Source organism: Amycolatopsis sp. NPDC051071, from assembly GCF_040682875.1.
Classification (GTDB): domain Bacteria; phylum Actinomycetota; class Actinomycetes; order Mycobacteriales; family Pseudonocardiaceae; genus Amycolatopsis.
In genome coordinates this window covers 1-17,992 of the sequence record NZ_JBFBBY010000013.1, presented here as the reverse complement: position 1 = coordinate 17,992, position 17,992 = coordinate 1, and the positions used below count along the sequence as shown (strand labels likewise).

Genomic DNA, 17,992 nt, shown 5'->3' with positions numbered 1-17,992 from the left:
CACTCAGATCAGCGACTGAGCGATGGTTTCCTTCATGACCTCGGTGGTGCCGCCGTAGATCGTCTGCACCCGGGTGTCGACGAAGGCTCTGCCGACCCGGAAGTCGCGCGTGAATCCGTATCCGCCGTGCAATTGCAGGCATCGATCGACGGTCCGCCGTGCCAGCTCCGTGTTCCACCACTTGACCATTGCCGCGTCCTCGGAGCCGAGCAGGCCGTCGGCGTGCTCGGCCACGCAACGGTCGGTGAAGGTCCGTGCCACCGCGAGCGCGGTGGCGAGTTCGGCGAGTACGAACCGGGTGTGCTGGTGACTTACGAGCGTGCCGCCGGATACTTCGCGTTCACGGCAGTACTGCACGGTCTCTTCGAACACCGATTCGGCGCCCGCGAGCGCCGACGTCGCGATCCAGAGACGTTCCTGCCGCAGATTGCGGATCAGGTAGGCCATCGCGCGCCCCGCGGTGCCGAGCACGTTCTCGGCGGGCACGATCACGTCGTCGAACGCCAGCTCACACGTGTCCAGCGCGCGCATGCCGAGCTTGTCGATTCGTTTACCCACCGTGAGTCCCGGTGCGCCGCCTTCGACGGCGAGCAGGCTGAGTTCGGTGTCGCGTGACCCGGTTCTGGCGATCACGAGCAGCAGGTCCGCCTGTTCCCCATGCGAGATGAACGTTTTCCGGCCCTTGAGGACGAAATCTTCGCCCGACCGGCGCGCGGTGGTGCGTATCCTGCTCAGGTCGCTGCCCGCGTCCGGCTCGGTGATCGCGATGGCGGTCACGAGTTCGCCGGAGCAGAACCCCGGCAGCCAGCGCCCTCGTTGTTCCGGGGTGGTCAGGGTGCGCAGGTAGGGCCCGACGATCTCGTTGTGCAGCGACAGCGACGGCGCATGGACTCCGGCGCGGGCGAACTCCTCGGAAATCACCACGTGGTAGCGATAGTCGGACTCGCCGCCGCCACCGTAGGCGGCGTCGACGTCCATGCCGAGCAAGCCGTGCTTGCCTGCCACCCGCCACACATCGCGGTCGACCAGCCCGTCGGACTCCCACTGCGCGTAGTGTGGCAGGACCTCCCTGGCGAGGAAGGTCTTCACCAGTTCGCGGAATTCTTCGTGCTCGCCGCGGAACAACTCACGCCGCATTGAGAACCCCAAGGTTCCCATCCGGCGCCACCGTGGCCCACGACGGCACGATGTCGCGGAGCCGGTTCATCATCCCCTGGCAGTAGGCCGCGTTGTGGTCGAGACTCCGGTGGCGCGGGTACGGCATCTTCCGGCGGCCGACGTGGTCGAGGCGGACGCGAGTGCCCTCCGAACCGTCCGGCGCCCCGATCAGATCCATGGCCGACCCGGGTACTTCGAGTTCCACCTGGTAGCGCGAGCGGCTCACGACGGTGACGTGCTCCAGCTCGATCGACGGCGGAGACACCGGTTCGCGGTAGACATAAGGGCGGGCGACGAGATCGAGCTCGAAGGCGATCCGCTGCCTTTCGGTGGCGAGCCAGCCGCGCTCGGTGAGGAAGTCGCGCAGCAGTCCGTCCAGTTCCGCCCGGTGCGAGTGCAGCACTATATGCAGCACCTTGCCGGTGTTGTTGAGGTCGTAGTTACGCAGGTTCGTCACCGAGTCGGCGAAGAACTCGCAGATCGGGTTGTCGGTATGCCGCTGGAAGTATTCCACCGCCGCGGTGAGGAACTCGCCCCAGGAACAGGTGCCGTCACGCTCCAGCTCGGTGGCGATCAGCCGCGCCGCACGCGCGTTGTACAGGGTGATCACCGCGTAGGCGAACCAGACGCCGGCCTCGTAGTCCTCCCTGGAGACCCACTTGGTGCCCACCACGACGTCGGCTTCCGCCACCGGGTCCTCGACCCGCACGGTCTTGATGCCGAGCAGTTCCTGCCGCTCGTACATCGGGGTATTGCGCAGCAACAGCTGCGGATACATGACGATCGCGTCGGCCGACGACTGGCACAGACGCTCGATCCCGGATTGGAAGGATTCCAGCGTCTCACCGGGAAGCGGCCAGATGAGCTCGGTGTACGAGCTGATCTTCTTCTCCTTGAGCTTGTTCTGCAGCTCGACGTAGGTGGTTTCCTTGATGTTGGCGCGCTGCACCATTTCGAGCGTGCCGGGGCTCAAGGTCTGCAGCGAAACCGGCTGGCTGGCCAGCATTCCCCCGTCGACGAGGATCTCGGTGATCTCGGTGACCCGGTCGGGCCGGTTCTTGGCCGCCTGCATCGACACCATCATCGGATAGCCGTTCTTCTGCTTGCAGCGCACCAGATGCCGGGTCAGTTCCACATCGCGCGGCAACGCGCCCCAGTTCGCGTCCGCAAGGAAAATGCTCTCGATGCCGTGCTCGCTGAGCCACGTGAGATCCTTGAAGACCCGTTCCTCTTCCCAGCGGAACACCTTGTCGTTGGTCGCCGCGCCCCAGAAGCAGTACGAGCAGCTGAACGGGCACCCTCGGTTGGTCTCCACCACCGCGAACGTGTATTCGCCGCCGTCGAACACCCCGGCGGCGAACGGTGAGGGGATCTCGTCGAGCTCTTTCAGCCGCGCGGGCTTGTCCGTGTCGACCAGCTCATCGCCCGCGAAGAAGCTGATACCGGGCACCGGATGGAAATCCGGTTTCGGAGCGAGAAGCGCGCGTAGGTACGCGGCGAAGGTCTGCTCGCCTTCGCCGTTGCAGACCACGACCCGATCGCTCCCGTGGGGGATGTACTCGGTCGCGTGGTTCATCACCTGCGGGCCGCCGAGAATGACGTGGGCGTCGGGCCGTGCGGCGAGGATCCCGTCGAGCAGGCGCTTCGCCGCGCGCATGTTCCACAGGTAGCAGCTCAGCGCGAACACCTCGGTGTCACCCGAAAGCAGCTGCTCGAGAATGGTCTCGGTCGGCGTGGTCGACGGGGAGGAATGGATCTCGAACGTGAACGTCTCCGCGATCTCCGGGTCCTGCTGCGCGAAGGCCTGCAGATATCCCGAAGCCAGCGGCAAAGTGTTGGGGTACAGGGGAAGTTCTACGAAAGTGACGTGCCTTGTCGTCATGCCGCTTCTCCGGAATTCGTCTCGCCCTGCTCAAGTTCGGCCGCCAGTTCGTGCAATACCTCGTACTCGAACAGATGTTCGGCGCCGAGCCGGATACCGCGGGCACGGGCCTTTGCCGCGAGCCGCATCGCCGTGAGTGAGTCGCCGCCAAGGTCGAAGAAGCTGTCCTCACGGCTCACCGAGCCGATGGCGAGAACCTCGCACCACAGCTCGGCGAGTACCCGTTCCAGATCGGTCGCGGGCGCGTCCCCGTCCCCGCCGCCCGACGGGGTACGGCGAGCGAGCTCGCCGCGATCGGTCTTACCGTGCGGGGTGAGCGGGAACGCGTCGAGCACCGTCACCTCGGACGGCACCATGTAGTCGGGCAACGATTCGCTCAGCCTGGCCCGCAGCTCGGAGCCGTCAGGTGGCCGGCGCGGGTCCGGCCGCACGTACGCCATCAGTCTGCCGCCACCGGACTCGGGCGGGTGGATCACCGCGACCGCGTCCCGCACGCCCGGCAGTGACCGGACGGCAGCCTCGACCTCTCCCAGCTCGATGCGGAATCCGCGAAGCTTCACCTGGGTGTCGACACGGCCGACGAACTCGATCGATCCGCCCGGCCGTACGCGCACCAGGTCACCCGTCGCGTACTGGCGACCCGAAGGATCATCGACGAACTTCAGCGCGGTCAACTCCGGTCGGTTGAGGTAGCCGAGCGCGACGCCTTCCCCACCCAGGTACAGCTCACCGACGGCTCCTGCCGGAACCGGCGAAAGCCGCTCGTCGAGTACCCGGGCCCGCACATTGGCGAGTGGGGTGCCGATCGGCGGGGCCCCGGAGCCCGGTGTGCTCATTTCGCCGCAGGTCGCCAGCATCGAAGTCTCGGTGGGGCCGTACACGTTGTAGAGGCGGAACGGCAGACCCGGCGGCGGGTATGCGGGCAGCTTCTCACCACCGACGAGCAACGAGCGCAGCCGTGGGCCGAGCTCGGCCCACGGCTGGCCGAACAGTTCCACGCCGAGCGCGGTCGTGAGGAAGCAGGTGGTGATCTCCTCGCGGCACAGCCACCGCGCGAGTTCGACGGCGGAACGCCGGATCCCTTCGTCGGGAATGCACAAGGTCGCGCCGTTCGCGAGGCACGGCCATACCTCCAGTGACCACCCGTCGAACGACGGCCTGGCCAGCTGCGGCATCCTGTCTCCCGGCACGACCTCGAAGGTCTCCTGGTACCAGTTGACGAGATTGGTCAAACCCCGGTGCGGCACCAGCACGCCCTTGGGGACGCCTGTCGAACCCGACGTGTACGTGACGTAGCAAGGATCCCCGGGCGCGGGGCTGACGAACTCGCCGGCCCTCCCCTGCCCCTCGATGACCTCGTCGACGACGACGACAGTGTGGTCGCCCTCCGGCAGGCGCGAGTCGTCGGCGGCACGGGTGAGGATCAGACGGCAGTCCGCGTCGTCGAGCATCGTCGCCAGCCGCGGGCCGGGTTCGTTGAGGTCGAGCCCGACATAAGCGGCGCCACTGAGCGAAACCGCGAGTGTGGCCGCGACGAGCTCCGGCGAGCGGTCCAGCAGCAGCGCGACCCGGGTAGCCGGCCCGACCCCGTTCGCGGCGAGTACGTTTCGCAGCCGCGACACCCGCTCGAGCAGGTCGCCGTACGTCCAGGCGACGTCGCCGTGGACGACCGCCAGCTGATCAGGGGCGCGCTCGGCCCACCACACGAACCGCTCCGGTGCCGACGTCAGGTCCTCGTAGGCGACCGCCGTGTCCGGGAACTCCGCGCCCGCCTCGGCGCCGATATCCAGGTCGGCGACAGGCAGCGCCGGTTCGGCGGCCGCGGCGCGGAGCAGCGCGGCGAGGTGCCCGGCGATTTTCTCGGCAACCGCACGGGACCAGGAACCCGCGTCGTAATACAGGGTCGTGGCGAAATCGTCGTCGACCGTCAGCCACAACGTCGTACCCGCCAAGGACAGCGGCGACAAACTTGTCCCGCCCGGAGCCACCACGATCGGCACACCGTCACGGCCCGGTGCGAGCTGCTGAACCGGCAGCCCTTCCCCCGCCGCGATCCTCTCCAGTGCCTCGGCGAAACTCACGTCCAACGACAGCTCTTCGGCCATCACCGACACCGTCGGCGGGGTGTCCCCGATCGTCCGCGCGACGACGGCGACCGCCACGTCGGCACTCCGGGTGAATCGAGCCAGCAGCACGGAAGTGGCGGTCACGACCGTGTCGACCGGTGAGCCGGACGCCGCCGACGCCAACGCACGGAGCCGCTCCAGGCTCACCGCGTCCAACGCCACCGACACGCTCTCGGACCGGAACTCCCCTGCCTCGTGGCCGGGCCAGCCGAGCGGGAACGGGAGCGTCACCCGCGACGCGATGTCCGATTCCCCCACCGGCCGAGCTGCCCGCAACAGCGCCACAGGCTCGATTTCGATTCCTGACATCGAAGTTGCCTCTCCAGTTTCTTCTCAGCTGCCCGTTCGGGAAAGCACCTCGACGATGGATTTCGTCGTGACTTCGGTCTCTTCCTGGGTCATGACCAGCGGCGGCGAAAGGATGATGTTGTTCCCGTATGGCCGGACGATGACGCTGTGCTGCTTGCGGATCTCGTCGGCCAGCCCGAAGACGGCGGGAATGTCCATCGGTTGCCTGCTCCCGCGGTCAGCGACCATCTCGATCGCGGCCATCGCACCCTCGACCCGGACGTCGCCGACCGAGGGCAGGTCGGCCAGCGGGGCCAGCCCGGCGCGGAACCAGTCCCCGATCGACAGCGCGTTGGCCGCGAGGCCTTCCCGCTCGATGATGTCGAGGTTGGCCAGCGCCACGGCGGCACCGACCGGGTGGCCGCTGTAGGTGTGACCGTGGAAGAAGCCCATCTCCGAAGTGATCACTTCCGCGATCTCGTCGGACATCAGCAACGCGCCGAGCGCGAAGTAGCCACTCGTGATGCCCTTGGCCGTGGTGACGAGGTCCGGTTCCATCTCGCGCTGCACCGAGTCGAACCAGACGCCCGTGCGGCCGAACGCCGTCACGACCTCGTCGGCGATCAGCAGGATGCCATGGCGGCTCAGCACTTCCCGCACCCGCGGCCAGTAGTCCGGAGGCGGGGTCAGCACACCGCCACCGGCCATCACCGGCTCGCCGATCATCGCGGCCACGTTGCCGGGCCCGAGGCGGGCGATCGTCTGCTCGAGCTCGTCGATCAGGAAGTCAGTCGGGTCCTGGTCTCCGTAGAGCTCCCCGGCCCGGTAGAGGTACGGCGGCGATATCTTCTCCACGTGCGGCAGGTTGGGCCCGACCCCGATCTGCATCGGTTCGAAGCCGGTGAGCGTTCCGGAACCGTAGGTGCACCCGTGATACGAGGCCGACCTGGAGATGATCCAGGTACGGTCCGGCTGGCCACCGCGGGCGTGGAACAGCCGCGCGGCCTTGATGGCCGTGTCCACACTCTCCGAGCCCCCGCTGGTGAAGAACACCTTGTTCAGCCCGGCCGGTGCGTGCTCGGCAAGGCGGGTCGCGAGCCGGATCGTCTTGTCATTGCCGAACTCGTGGAAAGTGGTGAAGTATTCGAGTTCCTCGACCTGCTTCGCCATGACCTCGGCGAGTTCGCGCCTGCCGTGCCCGACATGGGAGTTCCACAGACCGCCGCCGGTCGCGTCGAGCAGCTCGGTGCCCTCCGCGTCCCAAACCGTGGATCCCTTGCCGCGGACGATCACGACGCGCTCAGGCGCGCCGGAAGACTCATGCGGGTGCACAACGTGGCGCCGGTCGGCGTCGGCGAGCTCCGCCGCTGCCGCCAGTTTCTCCGGGGTCGATGGCGTATTTGTCACGTTGATTCCAATCGTGAGAAAGTCTTTCTCCGAGTTTATCGGCCGGTGATTCGGTCCCTGTTCTCCAGAAATGTCACATCACCAGCAGACAGGGAAGGAAAGGAGGCGCGGCACGGTGAAGTCGTTGTACCAGGGAATCTCTTCAAACCCTACGGCGGGCCGTAGGGTGGGAACACGTGCGATCAGGGTGGTGAACACGATCTCCAGCTCGAGCCGTGCCAGGTTCCGGCCCATGCAATGGTGGATTCCGTGACTGAACGCCAAATGGTTGGTCGGCACCTGGGTGACGTCCAAGGTCTCAGGGCGCGCGGTCACTTCGGGATCCAAATTGGCCCCCGCGAAGCTCACCAGGACACCATCGCCGGCTTTGATGACCTCACCCGCTATTTCGATGTCCTCGGTCGCGACACGTGAGAGCTGCTCGACCGGGCACACATAGCGCAAGATCTCTTCGATCGCGCCGGGAATGAGCGCCGGGTCGGCGACCAGCGCGTCGAACTGCCCGGGAGTGTCCAAAAGCGCGAGCGTGCCCAGCGCGATGGTGCTGGTGCTGGTGACAGTCCCGGCGACCAGTATCGCGAACGCGAACTGCACCAGCTCGGCGTGCTCAAGCTCGCCGCCGCGGACGTGCCGCTCGATCAGATCGTCCAGCAATCCTTTGCCAGGGTCGGCTTCCTTCGCCTGAATCAGCCGGAGAAGATAGCCGGTCAGATCGTCCATCGCCTGATCCGCCCGCTCCGGATCGAACAGTTCGCGAGCGGGTCCCTCGAACGACTCGCGCTCCTCATAAGGGACACCGAGGAAAGCGCAGACCACCTTCATCGGCACGGGTCCGGCGAAATCGGCCACCAGATCGGCCGAAGCACCAGCACTCAGCATCTCGTCCAGTTGCTCGTCGACGATGCGCTGAATCTCCGGCCGGTGTGCGGCCACGCGCCTGGCGGTGAGCGCGGGCAGCAACATCCGCCGCTGCCGCGTGTGCTCGGGCGGGTCCACGCCGAACAGCACGCCCGCGAACCCGCCTTCCTCTTCCTTCGCCATCTCCCGCGTGGCACGCATGTGCAGGTGCCGCTCGTCGAGCACGGGAAAGTTCGGGTAATGCGCGAGGCTGGACATCCGCGGGTCCGCCAGCAGAGCACGGGCCTCGACGGGCCCGGTCACCAGCCACGCGGTGCGCCCGTCGTACAGCCGCACCTTCGCCACGGGCCCGTCTTCACGAAGTTTCGCCGTACTCTGGGAAGGCCGGTACGGACATTCGCGCGCGAGGGGGTAATCCGGCAGGTCCGAAGAATCCCTCTGCGGTGCGTTCACCTCTGCGGTCATGACCCCTCTTTTGCCTGGAACGGGTGCGCCGACAATTGTCGAAAACGAACTCAACGGTGGTATCGCAACGCCCGCTCGTACATGATCCGGGCCGCACGCACCGCGATGGCCGGATCCGGGTCGAGCGACCAGATGAAGAGATTCCCGACGGCGATGAAAACGTACTCTGCCGGGCACGCGCCCTCGTGGAAGTTGTACTTCGTGAGCAAGGCGGCCTCTTCTTCGTTGGCCGGCCTCGGGAAGGTCGTCGTCATCCTCGTAACGAACGATTTCCCGAACAGCAGCCGCAGCGGTCGCTGCTCCACGAACGTCACCTGGCCGGTGATCTTTCCTTCGAGCGTCATGGTTCCCGTCGCACAGTCCGCCACGGCGGTCCTGACCCTGTTGACGTCGAAACCCCCGGGGATCTTGGCGACCACCTGCAGGAAGATCGCCGGGTCCCGGCGCCCGAACTGCATCCACCCCGTTCGCGTGCCCAACCCGCCAACGGAATCGTCGGCGAAGCTGAGGCACGATTCGGGCGAGGACGTCATCCCCGGAGTGCCAAGCCCGCCGTCCTCGGCGGCCTTCGCCAAGGTGATCGGATCCATGGTGACGCTCCCCGGCGCCTGCTGGTCAGGAGGAACCAGCACTGAGGCCAGAGTGGTGTTCCGGCGCTGCGAGGCTTCGGCCGAAGGCTGGTCCGAGACCACCGACGACAAGGCCAGTGTCACCGTCATCGCCACTGCCATCAGCCCTCGGCCGAACACCCTGCCGTTGAAGTGCATTTCCGCTCCGATCTCCGGACAACGTCGTCATTGGGGCCTGCGCCAGGTGGCTTCGGCCGCCTGTAAAGAATGCGAAACGGAAAGCATTTTGTCGTCCTCGATCCCGCTTGCCGGGCATCAACGGCAAGATAGGACAAGATCCCTACCGGCCGCCGCGCGCGATCTCCTGGAAACCGAGATGGGCATAGTGGTCGGCGATCGCGTGAAAGGCCTCTTTCGGCTCAACGCGATAGCCGGACGCGGGATCGGCGAAGTCATCCCGGATCGTCTTCACCAGCGCCATGCTCGCCGTGTCGAGATCCAGCCGAGGATCGGTCGAGTGCGGATGGGTGGGGTGGATGAATTCCGAGACGGTGACCCCTGCGGCCCCTGCCTCCTCGAAGATCTCGAACATCTTGAGGTGATAGGCGGCCTGCTCACCCTCGTCGCGGGTGTAGCCGTCGATGACCGTGGGCACATCCTTGGCACGATCGACGATGTCCCAGAAGAAGAAGCCCTTCTTCTCGGCGCCCTGGTAGGTCGCGGTCCCGAACTCGCTGATCAGCACCGGCTTGTTCCAGCGCAGGTACGAACCGACAAGGTCCTTGTGCTCCGCCGGCGTCCGCCCGGACGGAAGGTACTGGTACATCAGGCCGATCGTGTCGAACGGATCCCAGTCGACGACCTCGAACGGGGCCGCCGAGTAGCCGACGGCGCCACTGAAGTTCCCCCGCGCCACGACGGCCGCCTTGGCGAGGAACTCGTTGAGCCGGGGCGCGGCTGCCGCGACGTCGACCCGCGCGGTGGGCTTGAGCAGGTAGTGCTCCGCGTCCGCGTATACGTTCGCCATCCGCTCGTGATACGTGTCGCCTTCGATGAGCCCGGGCGTGAAGACGAGGTGCACCGCACCGACGGTGAGGCTGACGTTCGCGCCTTGCTTCCGCAGGGACTCGGCGAGCCGCGCTGCCTCCGCGAGGTGGTCCATGATCTCGTTCACCGGCCGATCGACCAGCCGCGGCTGAAGCAGCACATGGAGTTCGCGCTCGATCGCGGCGGTCGCGGTCTGCGCCAGCCGGTCCAGGTCGGTGCCGTAGACGGTCACCGAGTTACAGTTGAGCTGATCGCTGATGAGGCTGATCTCGGCCTCCATCGCGGACTCACTCCATACGGCCCGGGAAAGATCGCCCTGGCCGGTCGCGAAGTTGGTACCCGTGTCGTAGGCGACACCGCGGTAGGAAAGCATCCTGCGTCCTTTCGTTCTCACCAAACCACTGGGAATTCGAAGAGCCGCTGCAGCGTCCCGTCGTTGTTGTTGCTCGGGAGCTGGTCGGCGGGCAAGGTCGAGCGCAGGTTGGGCATGCGCTGGACCAAGGACCGGAACGCGACCTCCAGTTCGAGCCGGGCGAGATTGTCACCCGGGCATCGGTGGATTCCGTGGCTGAAGGAGAAACTCGGCCGGGGCGGTCGCCGGATGTCGAAGGTGTCGGGTTCCGCGGCCATCTTCGGATCGAAGTTGACGCCGGCGCAGCTGATGAGAATCCCGTCGCCCGCCTTGATCTTCGCCCCGCCGGGAAGCTCGATGTCCTCGGTCGCGACCCTGGCGAACGCCTCGACCAGCGAAACGTAGCGCAGGATTTCCTCCACCGCGCCGGGAATCAGGGAGTGGTCCTCGCGCAACGCCGCCCACTGTTCCGGGTTGTCCAGCAATGCCAGCGTTCCCAGCGAGATCACATTGGTGGTGGTGTCGGTGCCCGCGACCAGCATGGCCATCGCGATGTGGACCAGCTCCGAGCGGGTGAGTGCGCCCTTGTGCAGCTGGTCGACGATCAGGTCGTCGATCAGGCCGACCGGTTTCGCGCCGGGATTGTTCTCCTTTTTCGCGATCAACCGGTCGAGGAAGTCACCGAGTTCCGTGGTCGCCTCGTCGGCGAGCTCGGGAACGAACAGCTTGTGAGCCGACGTCTCGAATTCTTCGTTGTCCTCGTAGGGAACACCGAGTACGTGGCTCATGACCATTGAAGGAACCGGCTGCGCGAAGTCGGCGACCAGATCACCCGGCGCGCCCTTGCTCATCATTTCGTCGAGCTTCTGATCGACGATCCGCTGAATTTCGGTGTGGTATTCCTTCGTCCGGCGCAGCGAGAAGCGCGGCATGATCATCTGCCGCTGCCTGGTGTGCTCCGGCGGGTCGACGCCGAAAAGGACGTCGGCGTATCCGCTGTCGACGACCTTCTCGAATTCTTCGTTGAGCAGCGGATAGTTCCCGTGGTACGGGCGAATGGAGACTCGCCGGTAGTCGGAGAGCACGGCACGAGCCTCCGCGGTACCGGTCACCAGCCAGGCCACGCGGCCGTTGTAGAGCCGGACCTTGGTCATCGGCCCGTCTTCACGCAGGTCGACGTGAACCTTCGATGGCCGGTACGGGCATTTCGACTCTCGTTGAATCGGGAACCCCGGCAGGTCGGCCGAATGCGATGGTGTAGACGTCACGGACACCCCTTTGTCATGCTTTCCATTCAAACCGGCACGTCGCTATTCGCAGGAGCGACACGATCGTGTGCCGATCCATTCGCGTAAAGGGCCACCCGAGCTCCCCGAAACCAGTATCGTCGTCCGGCACAGCGGTCGCATCTCCGTCCATGCGACCCGGCGCCGAGCCGGAGGCGAGAACGATCTCGAAGCGTTCACACCCGGGACTTTTCCCGCTGCTCTTGCACCGCCCCGGTGGCGGGAAATCGGCGAAGGCCAACGACCGCGAGTACGGCGAGCCCGGCGAAGAGCACCGCCGTGACGATCGTGACGACGTGCAGTCCGCTCGAGAACGCCGCACGCCCGGAGTCGAGGAGGTCGGCGCTCACCTCCGCCGGATACCGCTCCGCCGCGGATACCGCTCCAGGGAGGCTTTCGGCGGCGTTCGGGTCGTGGACGCCGGCCGGGACGGTGACCTGCGTACGGTAAACGGTGCTGCCGACCAGGCCGAGTACGGCGATCCCCAGTGCGGCACCGAATTCGTTGAAGGTCGAGGACAAGGCACCCGCGGCGCCTGCCTTCTCCGGCGGAACCGAGGACATGATGAGGTACGGACTCAACGTGCCGTCCGAGCCGACACCGAAGTACACGATGACGAGCCCCACCAGGAAAGCCGCCAGGCCGCCGGAACCATTCGCCACGGTGAGCACCAGCATGCCCACCGCCGCGACCCCCGACCCCGCCGCGAGTACGTACGCGGGCCGGATCTTCCGCGCCACGAGCGGGGCGAGGTTGACCGCGACGATCATGCCGAGTGACGGAATCACCATCCACAACCCGATACTGACCGGCGATAGTCCCTCGACCAGCTGCAGGTACAACGAGACCATCATGCTGGTACCCGCCATGGCGAACGCGCTGAGCAAGGCGAGCAGCAACGCGGCCGTCACCGCGCGGTCGGCGAACAAACTCAAGTCCAGCAAGGGATTACGCAGGGTCCGCTGGCGGCGCACGAACACGAGGAAGAAGATGACGCCGGCGAGGATCGCCGCGACCGGCACCAGCTCCGGGCCGCTTCTGCCCAGTTCCTTGAAGCCGTAGATCGGCGGCAGTATCGCCACCAAGGACAACGCCACACTGGTCAGGTCCAGCTTGCCGGCGGCGGGGTTACGGGACTCCGGCAAGACGAACGGGCCGACGAGCAGCAACAGTCCCATCACCGGCACGGCCATCAGGAAGATCGAGCCCCACCAGAATGCCCCGAGCACCAGCCCACCCGCCACGGGGCCGAGGATGAGTCCCAGCATGACCGAACTCCCCCACGCGCTCATGGCGGTGCTCATCTGCCGGTGATCGCGGAACATATTGCGGATCAACGCCAGAACCGAGGGCATGACCGTCGCGCCCGCGACGCCGAGCAAGGCACGGGCACCGATCAGCATCCCGGTGGAGCTCGCGTATGCCGCCAGCACAGAGGTGACCACGAACGCCGCCGCGCCGAACAGCAGCACCTTGCGCCTGCCGATCCGGTCGCCCAGCGTCCCCATCATGACCAGGAACCCGGCCATCGTGAAGGCGTAGATGTCGGTGATCCACAGCTGCTGGTTGGCGTCGGCGCCGAGATCACCGCTCATCCGTGGCAACGCGAGGAACATCACCGAGATGTCCAGTGTGGTCAGCATGGTCGGCAGGCACAGCACCGCAAGGCCGACCCATTCCCGCCAGCCGGCGCGGGCGGGCACCTCAACCGTGGTCATCTGCGCGCTCACCGGTGGTCGTGGCCCCGTACGGGGTCACGACTGTCGTACACCGACAAGGACGTCGGCGAGTACCCGCCGAAGTTCCGTCACCCACGAGGCGATCGTGTCCTCGACGAACAGGTCGGCGGTGTAGCCGATCTTGCCGACGATGTCGCCGTCGTGATGCAGTTCCAGTGCCCACAGCGCACCGTCCGGCAGCTGCGAGCCGACCGGAGCCGACAGCACCCGCCTGCGCATCGCGGTGATCCGGAGGTCACCGATGACCTGTTCGTCGCTCATCATGAACGGCGACTGGACGACCTGGAACACGCAGGACGCGCTGTCCGGCTTCGTCACGTCGTCCATCAGATCCGGTGCTTCTTCAATGATCTGCATGAACGGAAGCTCGTGTGCGTAGGCGCGCAGGCAACTCGCCCGCACTCGTGCGATCACTTCGCGGATTCCGACGCATTCGGTGATGTCGAAGCGCAGTGGCACGAAATTGTAGAAGGAACTGACCGTGTTCTGGATCCAGGCCGGGGTGCGCCCCGGCGTGAACGTCGGCACGACCAGGTCGGTTTTCCCGGTCTTGTCACGGAGATAGACCAGATACGCGGCGAGCAGCACCATGAACACCGTGCTCTTGGTCTCGGCGGCAAGCTTCTCGGCGGAGGTGCGAAACTCCGCTTCGAGCAGGAACCGGTGCCAACCGGTGACGAACGCACGCTCCTCGGCTCGCGGCAGATCGGTCGGGAGCGCGACCATCCGCGCCCCGTCCAGATACTCCCGCCAGAACTTCCGGGCGGCGACGACGGCGGGGCCGTTCGCGTTCTCCCGTTGCCATGCGACGTATTCGCGCAGCTGACGCACCTCGGGAAGGTCGGGCGCCCGCTGATCCCGCCTGGCACCGTAGAACTCGGCGAGGTCGCGGATGACCAGCTGCGCCGACCAGCCGTCGACGGCGGTGTGGTGCGCCACGAGGACGAGGACGGCGTCCCCGTTGTCGAAACGGCCCAGAATCAGCCGGACCCGCGGCATCTCGTCGAAGGTGAATTCCTCGGCTTCGACGTCGTTGAGGAACTCCTCGGCGGCCTTTTCCCGGTCACCGGCGTTCGGGATGTCCCGGATCACCAGGTCCGCCGAGCTCGGCAGGAACACCGCCTGATGCAGGTCTCCGTCATTGACGACGATGCGCGTGCGGAGCGCTTCGTGCCGGGCGACCAGATCGTCCAACGCGCCCTGCAACGCGTTCACGTCGAGTTCGCCGAGAAGGCGCCAGCCCCCGACGATGGTGTACATCGGACCGAACGGCCCCATGCCGTCTCCGTGGTCGACAAGGCTGAGGAACTCCTGCTGGAGCGAAAGCGGAAACCGGTGCACACAACCGGCCGTTGACTTGGTCCCTGACATGACCGTGAGTCCCTTCAGCTTGCCTGTTGCTGGACGGGCCGGATCCAGTGCATTCCGTCGGCGGAGGGCACCAGCCCACCGTCACGGACCGGGGTATGCTCGTCGGCGTTCGCACCCAGGCTGGCCTGGATCTGGATTCGAGTGCCCTCACGGGACACCGAGCGGGCGAGCTCGGTCTTCAACAAATCGCGGTCCTCTCCTGGGACCAGCACAGGACGTTCCACCGCTTCGGAAAGCTCGCGGAACGCGGGTGCCCGCTGCCCCAGGTAGGCCTTGGCGTCGATCAGGGCACCCTCACCCGACGAGCCACCCCCGACCAGTTCCACGAACGACTCCACGTCCGAGGCCGTGTTCCCGGTGACCTTCTTCGCCCTCCAGAAATACGAGGACTCGTCCTCGTGCATGTCGTAGAACGCCACCAGGAAGTCGTGGAACCTCGCATACTCGGCGCGATACCGCGCTTCGAACTCCTCGCAGGACTCGATCTCCCCCGCCGTACCCGCCAGCACGGTGTTGATCGACCGGGCCGCGAGCAGCCCGCTGTAGGTCGCCAGGTGCACGCCCGAGGAGAACACCGGGTCGATGAAGCAGGCCGCGTCCCCGGCGAGGATCAGACCCGGCCGCCAGAACTTCTCCTGGATATAGGAGTAGTCCTTACGGACCCGAACCTCGCCGTACGGACCGCTGGTGACCCGCTGAGCGTCCGCGAGATACTCCGCGATCAGCGGACATTCGTCGATCAGGTCGAGCAGGGCCTGCTCTTTGTCCCCTTGAGCGCGTTCGAGCGCGTCAGGGTGGAGTACCGCACCCACGCTGGTCAACGTGTCGGTCAGGGGGATGTACCAGAACCAGCCCGAATCGAAGGCCGCCGCGAGAATGTTCCCCTGATTCGGCGCGGGCAGTCGCTTGCCGCCCTCGAAATAACCGAACAACGCCAGATTGCGGAAGTATTCCGAATAACGCCGCTGTCCTCCGACCTTTTTGTGGATCCGGCTCCCGTTCCCCGAAGAATCCACGACGAATCGTGCGAACACCTCGTGGGTCCCACCATCGGCATCCGTGTACCGCACACCGCGGACCCGGCCGTCGTCATCCTCGATGACATCGACGACCGAGGCCTCCTCCCGTACCTCGACCCCACGGCGCCGAGCGTTGTCCAGCAGAATCTGGTCGAAGCGCATCCGCTCCACCTGGTAAGCCGTCGACGCCTCTGACACGAACTTCGACGACAGGCCGAAGGAAAACGTCCAAGGTTCCGGATTGCGGCCCCAGCGGAACGTTCCCCCGCGTTTCACCATGAACCCTGCTTTGTCGAGTTCCTCCGACACGCCCAGCAGCCGGCACACCCCATGCACCGTCGACGGGAGAAGCGATTCCCCGATCTGATAGCGCGGGAACTTCTCCTTCTCCAGCAGCAAGACCCGATGTCCCTGCATCGCCACCAACGTCGACACCGTCGAACCGCACGGGCCTCCACCCACCACGACGACGTCGAACCCAACGGTCTCGGCACCCACAATAGATCTCCGTCCTGAACTCGAGGGCCAGATGGGGATCGTCGCACGAAGGCGGAGCACGGTGCTTCTCCCGAATTGTGACCCCGCCACAAGTACGGCGGGGTACACCATTTCGATACGGAAGAGAGCACGGGAGAAGTGGACAACGACCGGTCACGGTGCCACAGTTGCACGGTCGAGAAGTGCTCGATTCATCACGCTAGAAGGGATTTCTCATGCCAAAGGTGGCTACTCAAGCGTCCGTGTCGCTGGACGGTTTCATCGCCGGTCCGGAGAATGGGGGGTTTGAGTACCTTTTCGCGTGGTGCCGTGCCGGCGATGTCGAGGTACCCACCGCGGTGCCGGGCCGGTCGTACAAGGTCGCCGAGGCGTCCGCCGATTATGTCCGCGACATGATCGAGGGCTATGGGGCGCTGGTGGTCGGGCGAAACCAGTTCGACGGTATGGACGGGTGGGGCGGAGAGCACCCCATGCGCGTGCAGGTCTTCGTGGTCACTCATTCGGTGCCTGAAGGCTGGGCTCCCGAAAGCGACAAGTTCGTCTTCGTGACCGAGGGCGGCGTCAAGGCCGCCATCGACCAGGCCAAGGCGGTCGCCGGTGACAAGACCGTCGGCGTGGGTCCGGGCGTCGTAGCCCGCGAGGCGCTGGAAGAGGGGTTGCTCGACGAGGTCCGCATCGACCTCGTGCCGTTCATGCTCGGCGACGGAGTCCGTTTCGTGGACACGCTCGGCACCGCCCCCATGAAATTCGGCGACCCCCAGGTCATCCAGGGCAACAAGGTCACGCACCTCATCTATCCGGTGGAGACCAACGAATAGCGGCTTCCCTTCGGGTGGACTGCGGGCCGGGCGGGTGAACCTGCCCGGCCCGCAGTCTGCCCGGACTCCTGCCGTGGACTCTCTCGTGGTCGCGGTCGCGCAAGGTTAAGGACGCGCTCGCCCTCGGACTCCGGTGACGATTGCCCGGCCCGGTGTGCTCGGCCCACGCGGTGTTCCCCGGGTGACCCGTACCGACCACCAGGGAGCAAAGATGGGTAGCAGCACCCCGTTCGCCGAGATCAAGCACGTTTCGGTCGACCAGGCCACGCGTGACTACCTGCTCGAGTCCTGTACACCACCCGATCCCGCGGTGAGTGCGCTGATCGAGCGCACGGAAGCGGTCGGTGACGCGGCAGGAATGATGGTCCCCGCCGAGCAGTTGCAGCTGCTGACGATGCTGACCGGACTGCTGCGGGCGACGACCGTGGTCGACGTCGGAACCTTCACCGGGCTTTCCGCACTGGCGTTCGCTCGTGGTCTTTCCGCGGGAGGGCGGGTGATCACGTGCGACGTGACCGACAAATGGCTCGAACTCGCGCAGGAGCACTGGGAGCGTGCCGGCGTGGCGGACCGCATCGATTTCCGGCTCGGGCCGGCCGGGCGGACCCTCCAGAGCCTCGCCGAAGACACCGTCGCCGATCTCATCTTCGTCGATGCCGACAAGATGAACTACCTCAAGTATTACGAGGCGGCCATTCCCCTGTTGCGTCGAGGCGGTTTGCTGGTGGCTGACAACGTCCTGCTGGACGGACTGGTCCTGGACCCCGAACTCGCGGAGCCGGGGCTCCCGCGCCGGTGCGCGGAGACCTTGCGCCTGTTCAATGCCAGGCTCGCGGCCGACGACCGGTTCGAGACGGTGATGCTGCCCATCGCGGACGGGCTCACGATCGCCAGGAAGCGCTGACCAGACCCCGGTGACATGAGGGTGCCCCATGGGACGGAAATGTCCCATGGGGCACCCTCATGCCATGCCATGCCGGGTCGGTGCGGCGCGGGTCGCGTCGAAGCCTGATGTCCTGAAGGCCCCCGTTGAGACCTTCGACGTCTCAACGGGGGCCTTCAGGACACGCCACGTTTGCCCTATCGCTCACATGAAGGCCCCCTTGATT

Annotated in this window: 13 protein-coding genes; 2 read left to right on the top strand and 11 right to left on the bottom strand. The window is 66.0% G+C overall.

Features of this window, described 5'->3' with window-relative positions:
• Positions 1–3: 3 nt before the first annotated feature.
• The 11 genes from AB0M65_RS06815 to AB0M65_RS06765 form a co-directional block, all read right to left on the bottom strand.
• Positions 4–1,137 carry an acyl-CoA dehydrogenase family protein gene (locus tag AB0M65_RS06815; RefSeq protein WP_364022580.1) on the bottom strand — a complete coding sequence of 378 codons (1,134 nt, stop codon included), beginning with the start codon at positions 1,135–1,137 and terminating at the stop codon, positions 4–6.
• Positions 1,127–3,040 carry a cobalamin-dependent protein gene (locus AB0M65_RS06810; RefSeq protein ID WP_364022577.1) on the bottom strand — a complete coding sequence of 638 codons (1,914 nt, stop codon included), beginning with the start codon at positions 3,038–3,040 and terminating at the stop codon, positions 1,127–1,129. Before AB0M65_RS06810 ends, AB0M65_RS06815 begins: the two co-directional genes overlap by 11 nt.
• Positions 3,037–5,475 carry a non-ribosomal peptide synthetase gene (locus tag AB0M65_RS06805; RefSeq protein WP_364022574.1) on the bottom strand — a complete coding sequence of 813 codons (2,439 nt, stop codon included), beginning with the start codon at positions 5,473–5,475 and terminating at the stop codon, positions 3,037–3,039. Before AB0M65_RS06805 ends, AB0M65_RS06810 begins: the two co-directional genes overlap by 4 nt.
• A gap of 24 nt (positions 5,476–5,499) precedes the next feature.
• Entirely contained in the window at positions 5,500–6,861 is a 1,362-nt protein-coding gene (locus AB0M65_RS06800; RefSeq protein ID WP_364022571.1) for an aspartate aminotransferase family protein, read from the bottom strand.
• Between the two features lie 78 nt (positions 6,862–6,939).
• A complete protein-coding gene (locus AB0M65_RS06795; protein ID WP_364022568.1) occupies positions 6,940–8,184 on the bottom strand; it encodes a cytochrome P450 in 1,245 nt (414 codons plus the stop codon).
• A gap of 50 nt (positions 8,185–8,234) precedes the next feature.
• Entirely contained in the window at positions 8,235–8,951 is a 717-nt protein-coding gene (locus AB0M65_RS06790; protein WP_364022565.1) for a hypothetical protein, read from the bottom strand.
• 142 nt (positions 8,952–9,093) lie between these two features.
• A complete protein-coding gene (locus tag AB0M65_RS06785) occupies positions 9,094–10,173 on the bottom strand; it encodes a hypothetical protein (protein ID WP_364022562.1) in 1,080 nt (359 codons plus the stop codon).
• Positions 10,174–10,190: 17 nt separating this feature from the next.
• Entirely contained in the window at positions 10,191–11,420 is a 1,230-nt protein-coding gene (locus tag AB0M65_RS06780) for a cytochrome P450 (protein ID WP_364022559.1), read from the bottom strand.
• 194 nt (positions 11,421–11,614) lie between these two features.
• Positions 11,615–13,156 (bottom strand): MFS transporter, encoded by a 1,542-nt coding sequence (locus AB0M65_RS06775; RefSeq protein ID WP_364022556.1) that lies wholly within the window; start codon positions 13,154–13,156, stop codon positions 11,615–11,617.
• Between the two features lie 36 nt (positions 13,157–13,192).
• The gene (locus tag AB0M65_RS06770; RefSeq protein ID WP_364022553.1) at positions 13,193–14,548 is read right to left on the bottom strand and encodes a condensation domain-containing protein; all 1,356 of its coding nucleotides are present in this window, start codon (positions 14,546–14,548) and stop codon (positions 13,193–13,195) included.
• A 14-nt stretch (positions 14,549–14,562) separates the two neighbouring features.
• The gene (locus AB0M65_RS06765) at positions 14,563–16,065 is read right to left on the bottom strand and encodes a tryptophan 7-halogenase (protein WP_364022550.1); all 1,503 of its coding nucleotides are present in this window, start codon (positions 16,063–16,065) and stop codon (positions 14,563–14,565) included.
• Between the two features lie 215 nt (positions 16,066–16,280).
• Between AB0M65_RS06765 and AB0M65_RS06760 the strand changes: the two genes are divergently transcribed.
• Both AB0M65_RS06760 and AB0M65_RS06755 read left to right on the top strand, forming a co-directional pair.
• Positions 16,281–16,883 (top strand): dihydrofolate reductase family protein, encoded by a 603-nt coding sequence (locus AB0M65_RS06760; RefSeq protein WP_364022547.1) that lies wholly within the window; start codon positions 16,281–16,283, stop codon positions 16,881–16,883.
• A 211-nt stretch (positions 16,884–17,094) separates the two neighbouring features.
• On the top strand, positions 17,095–17,787 hold the full coding sequence (locus tag AB0M65_RS06755; RefSeq protein ID WP_364022544.1) for an O-methyltransferase: 693 nt from the start codon (positions 17,095–17,097) through the stop codon (positions 17,785–17,787).
• The last annotated feature ends 205 nt before the right edge of the window (positions 17,788–17,992 follow it).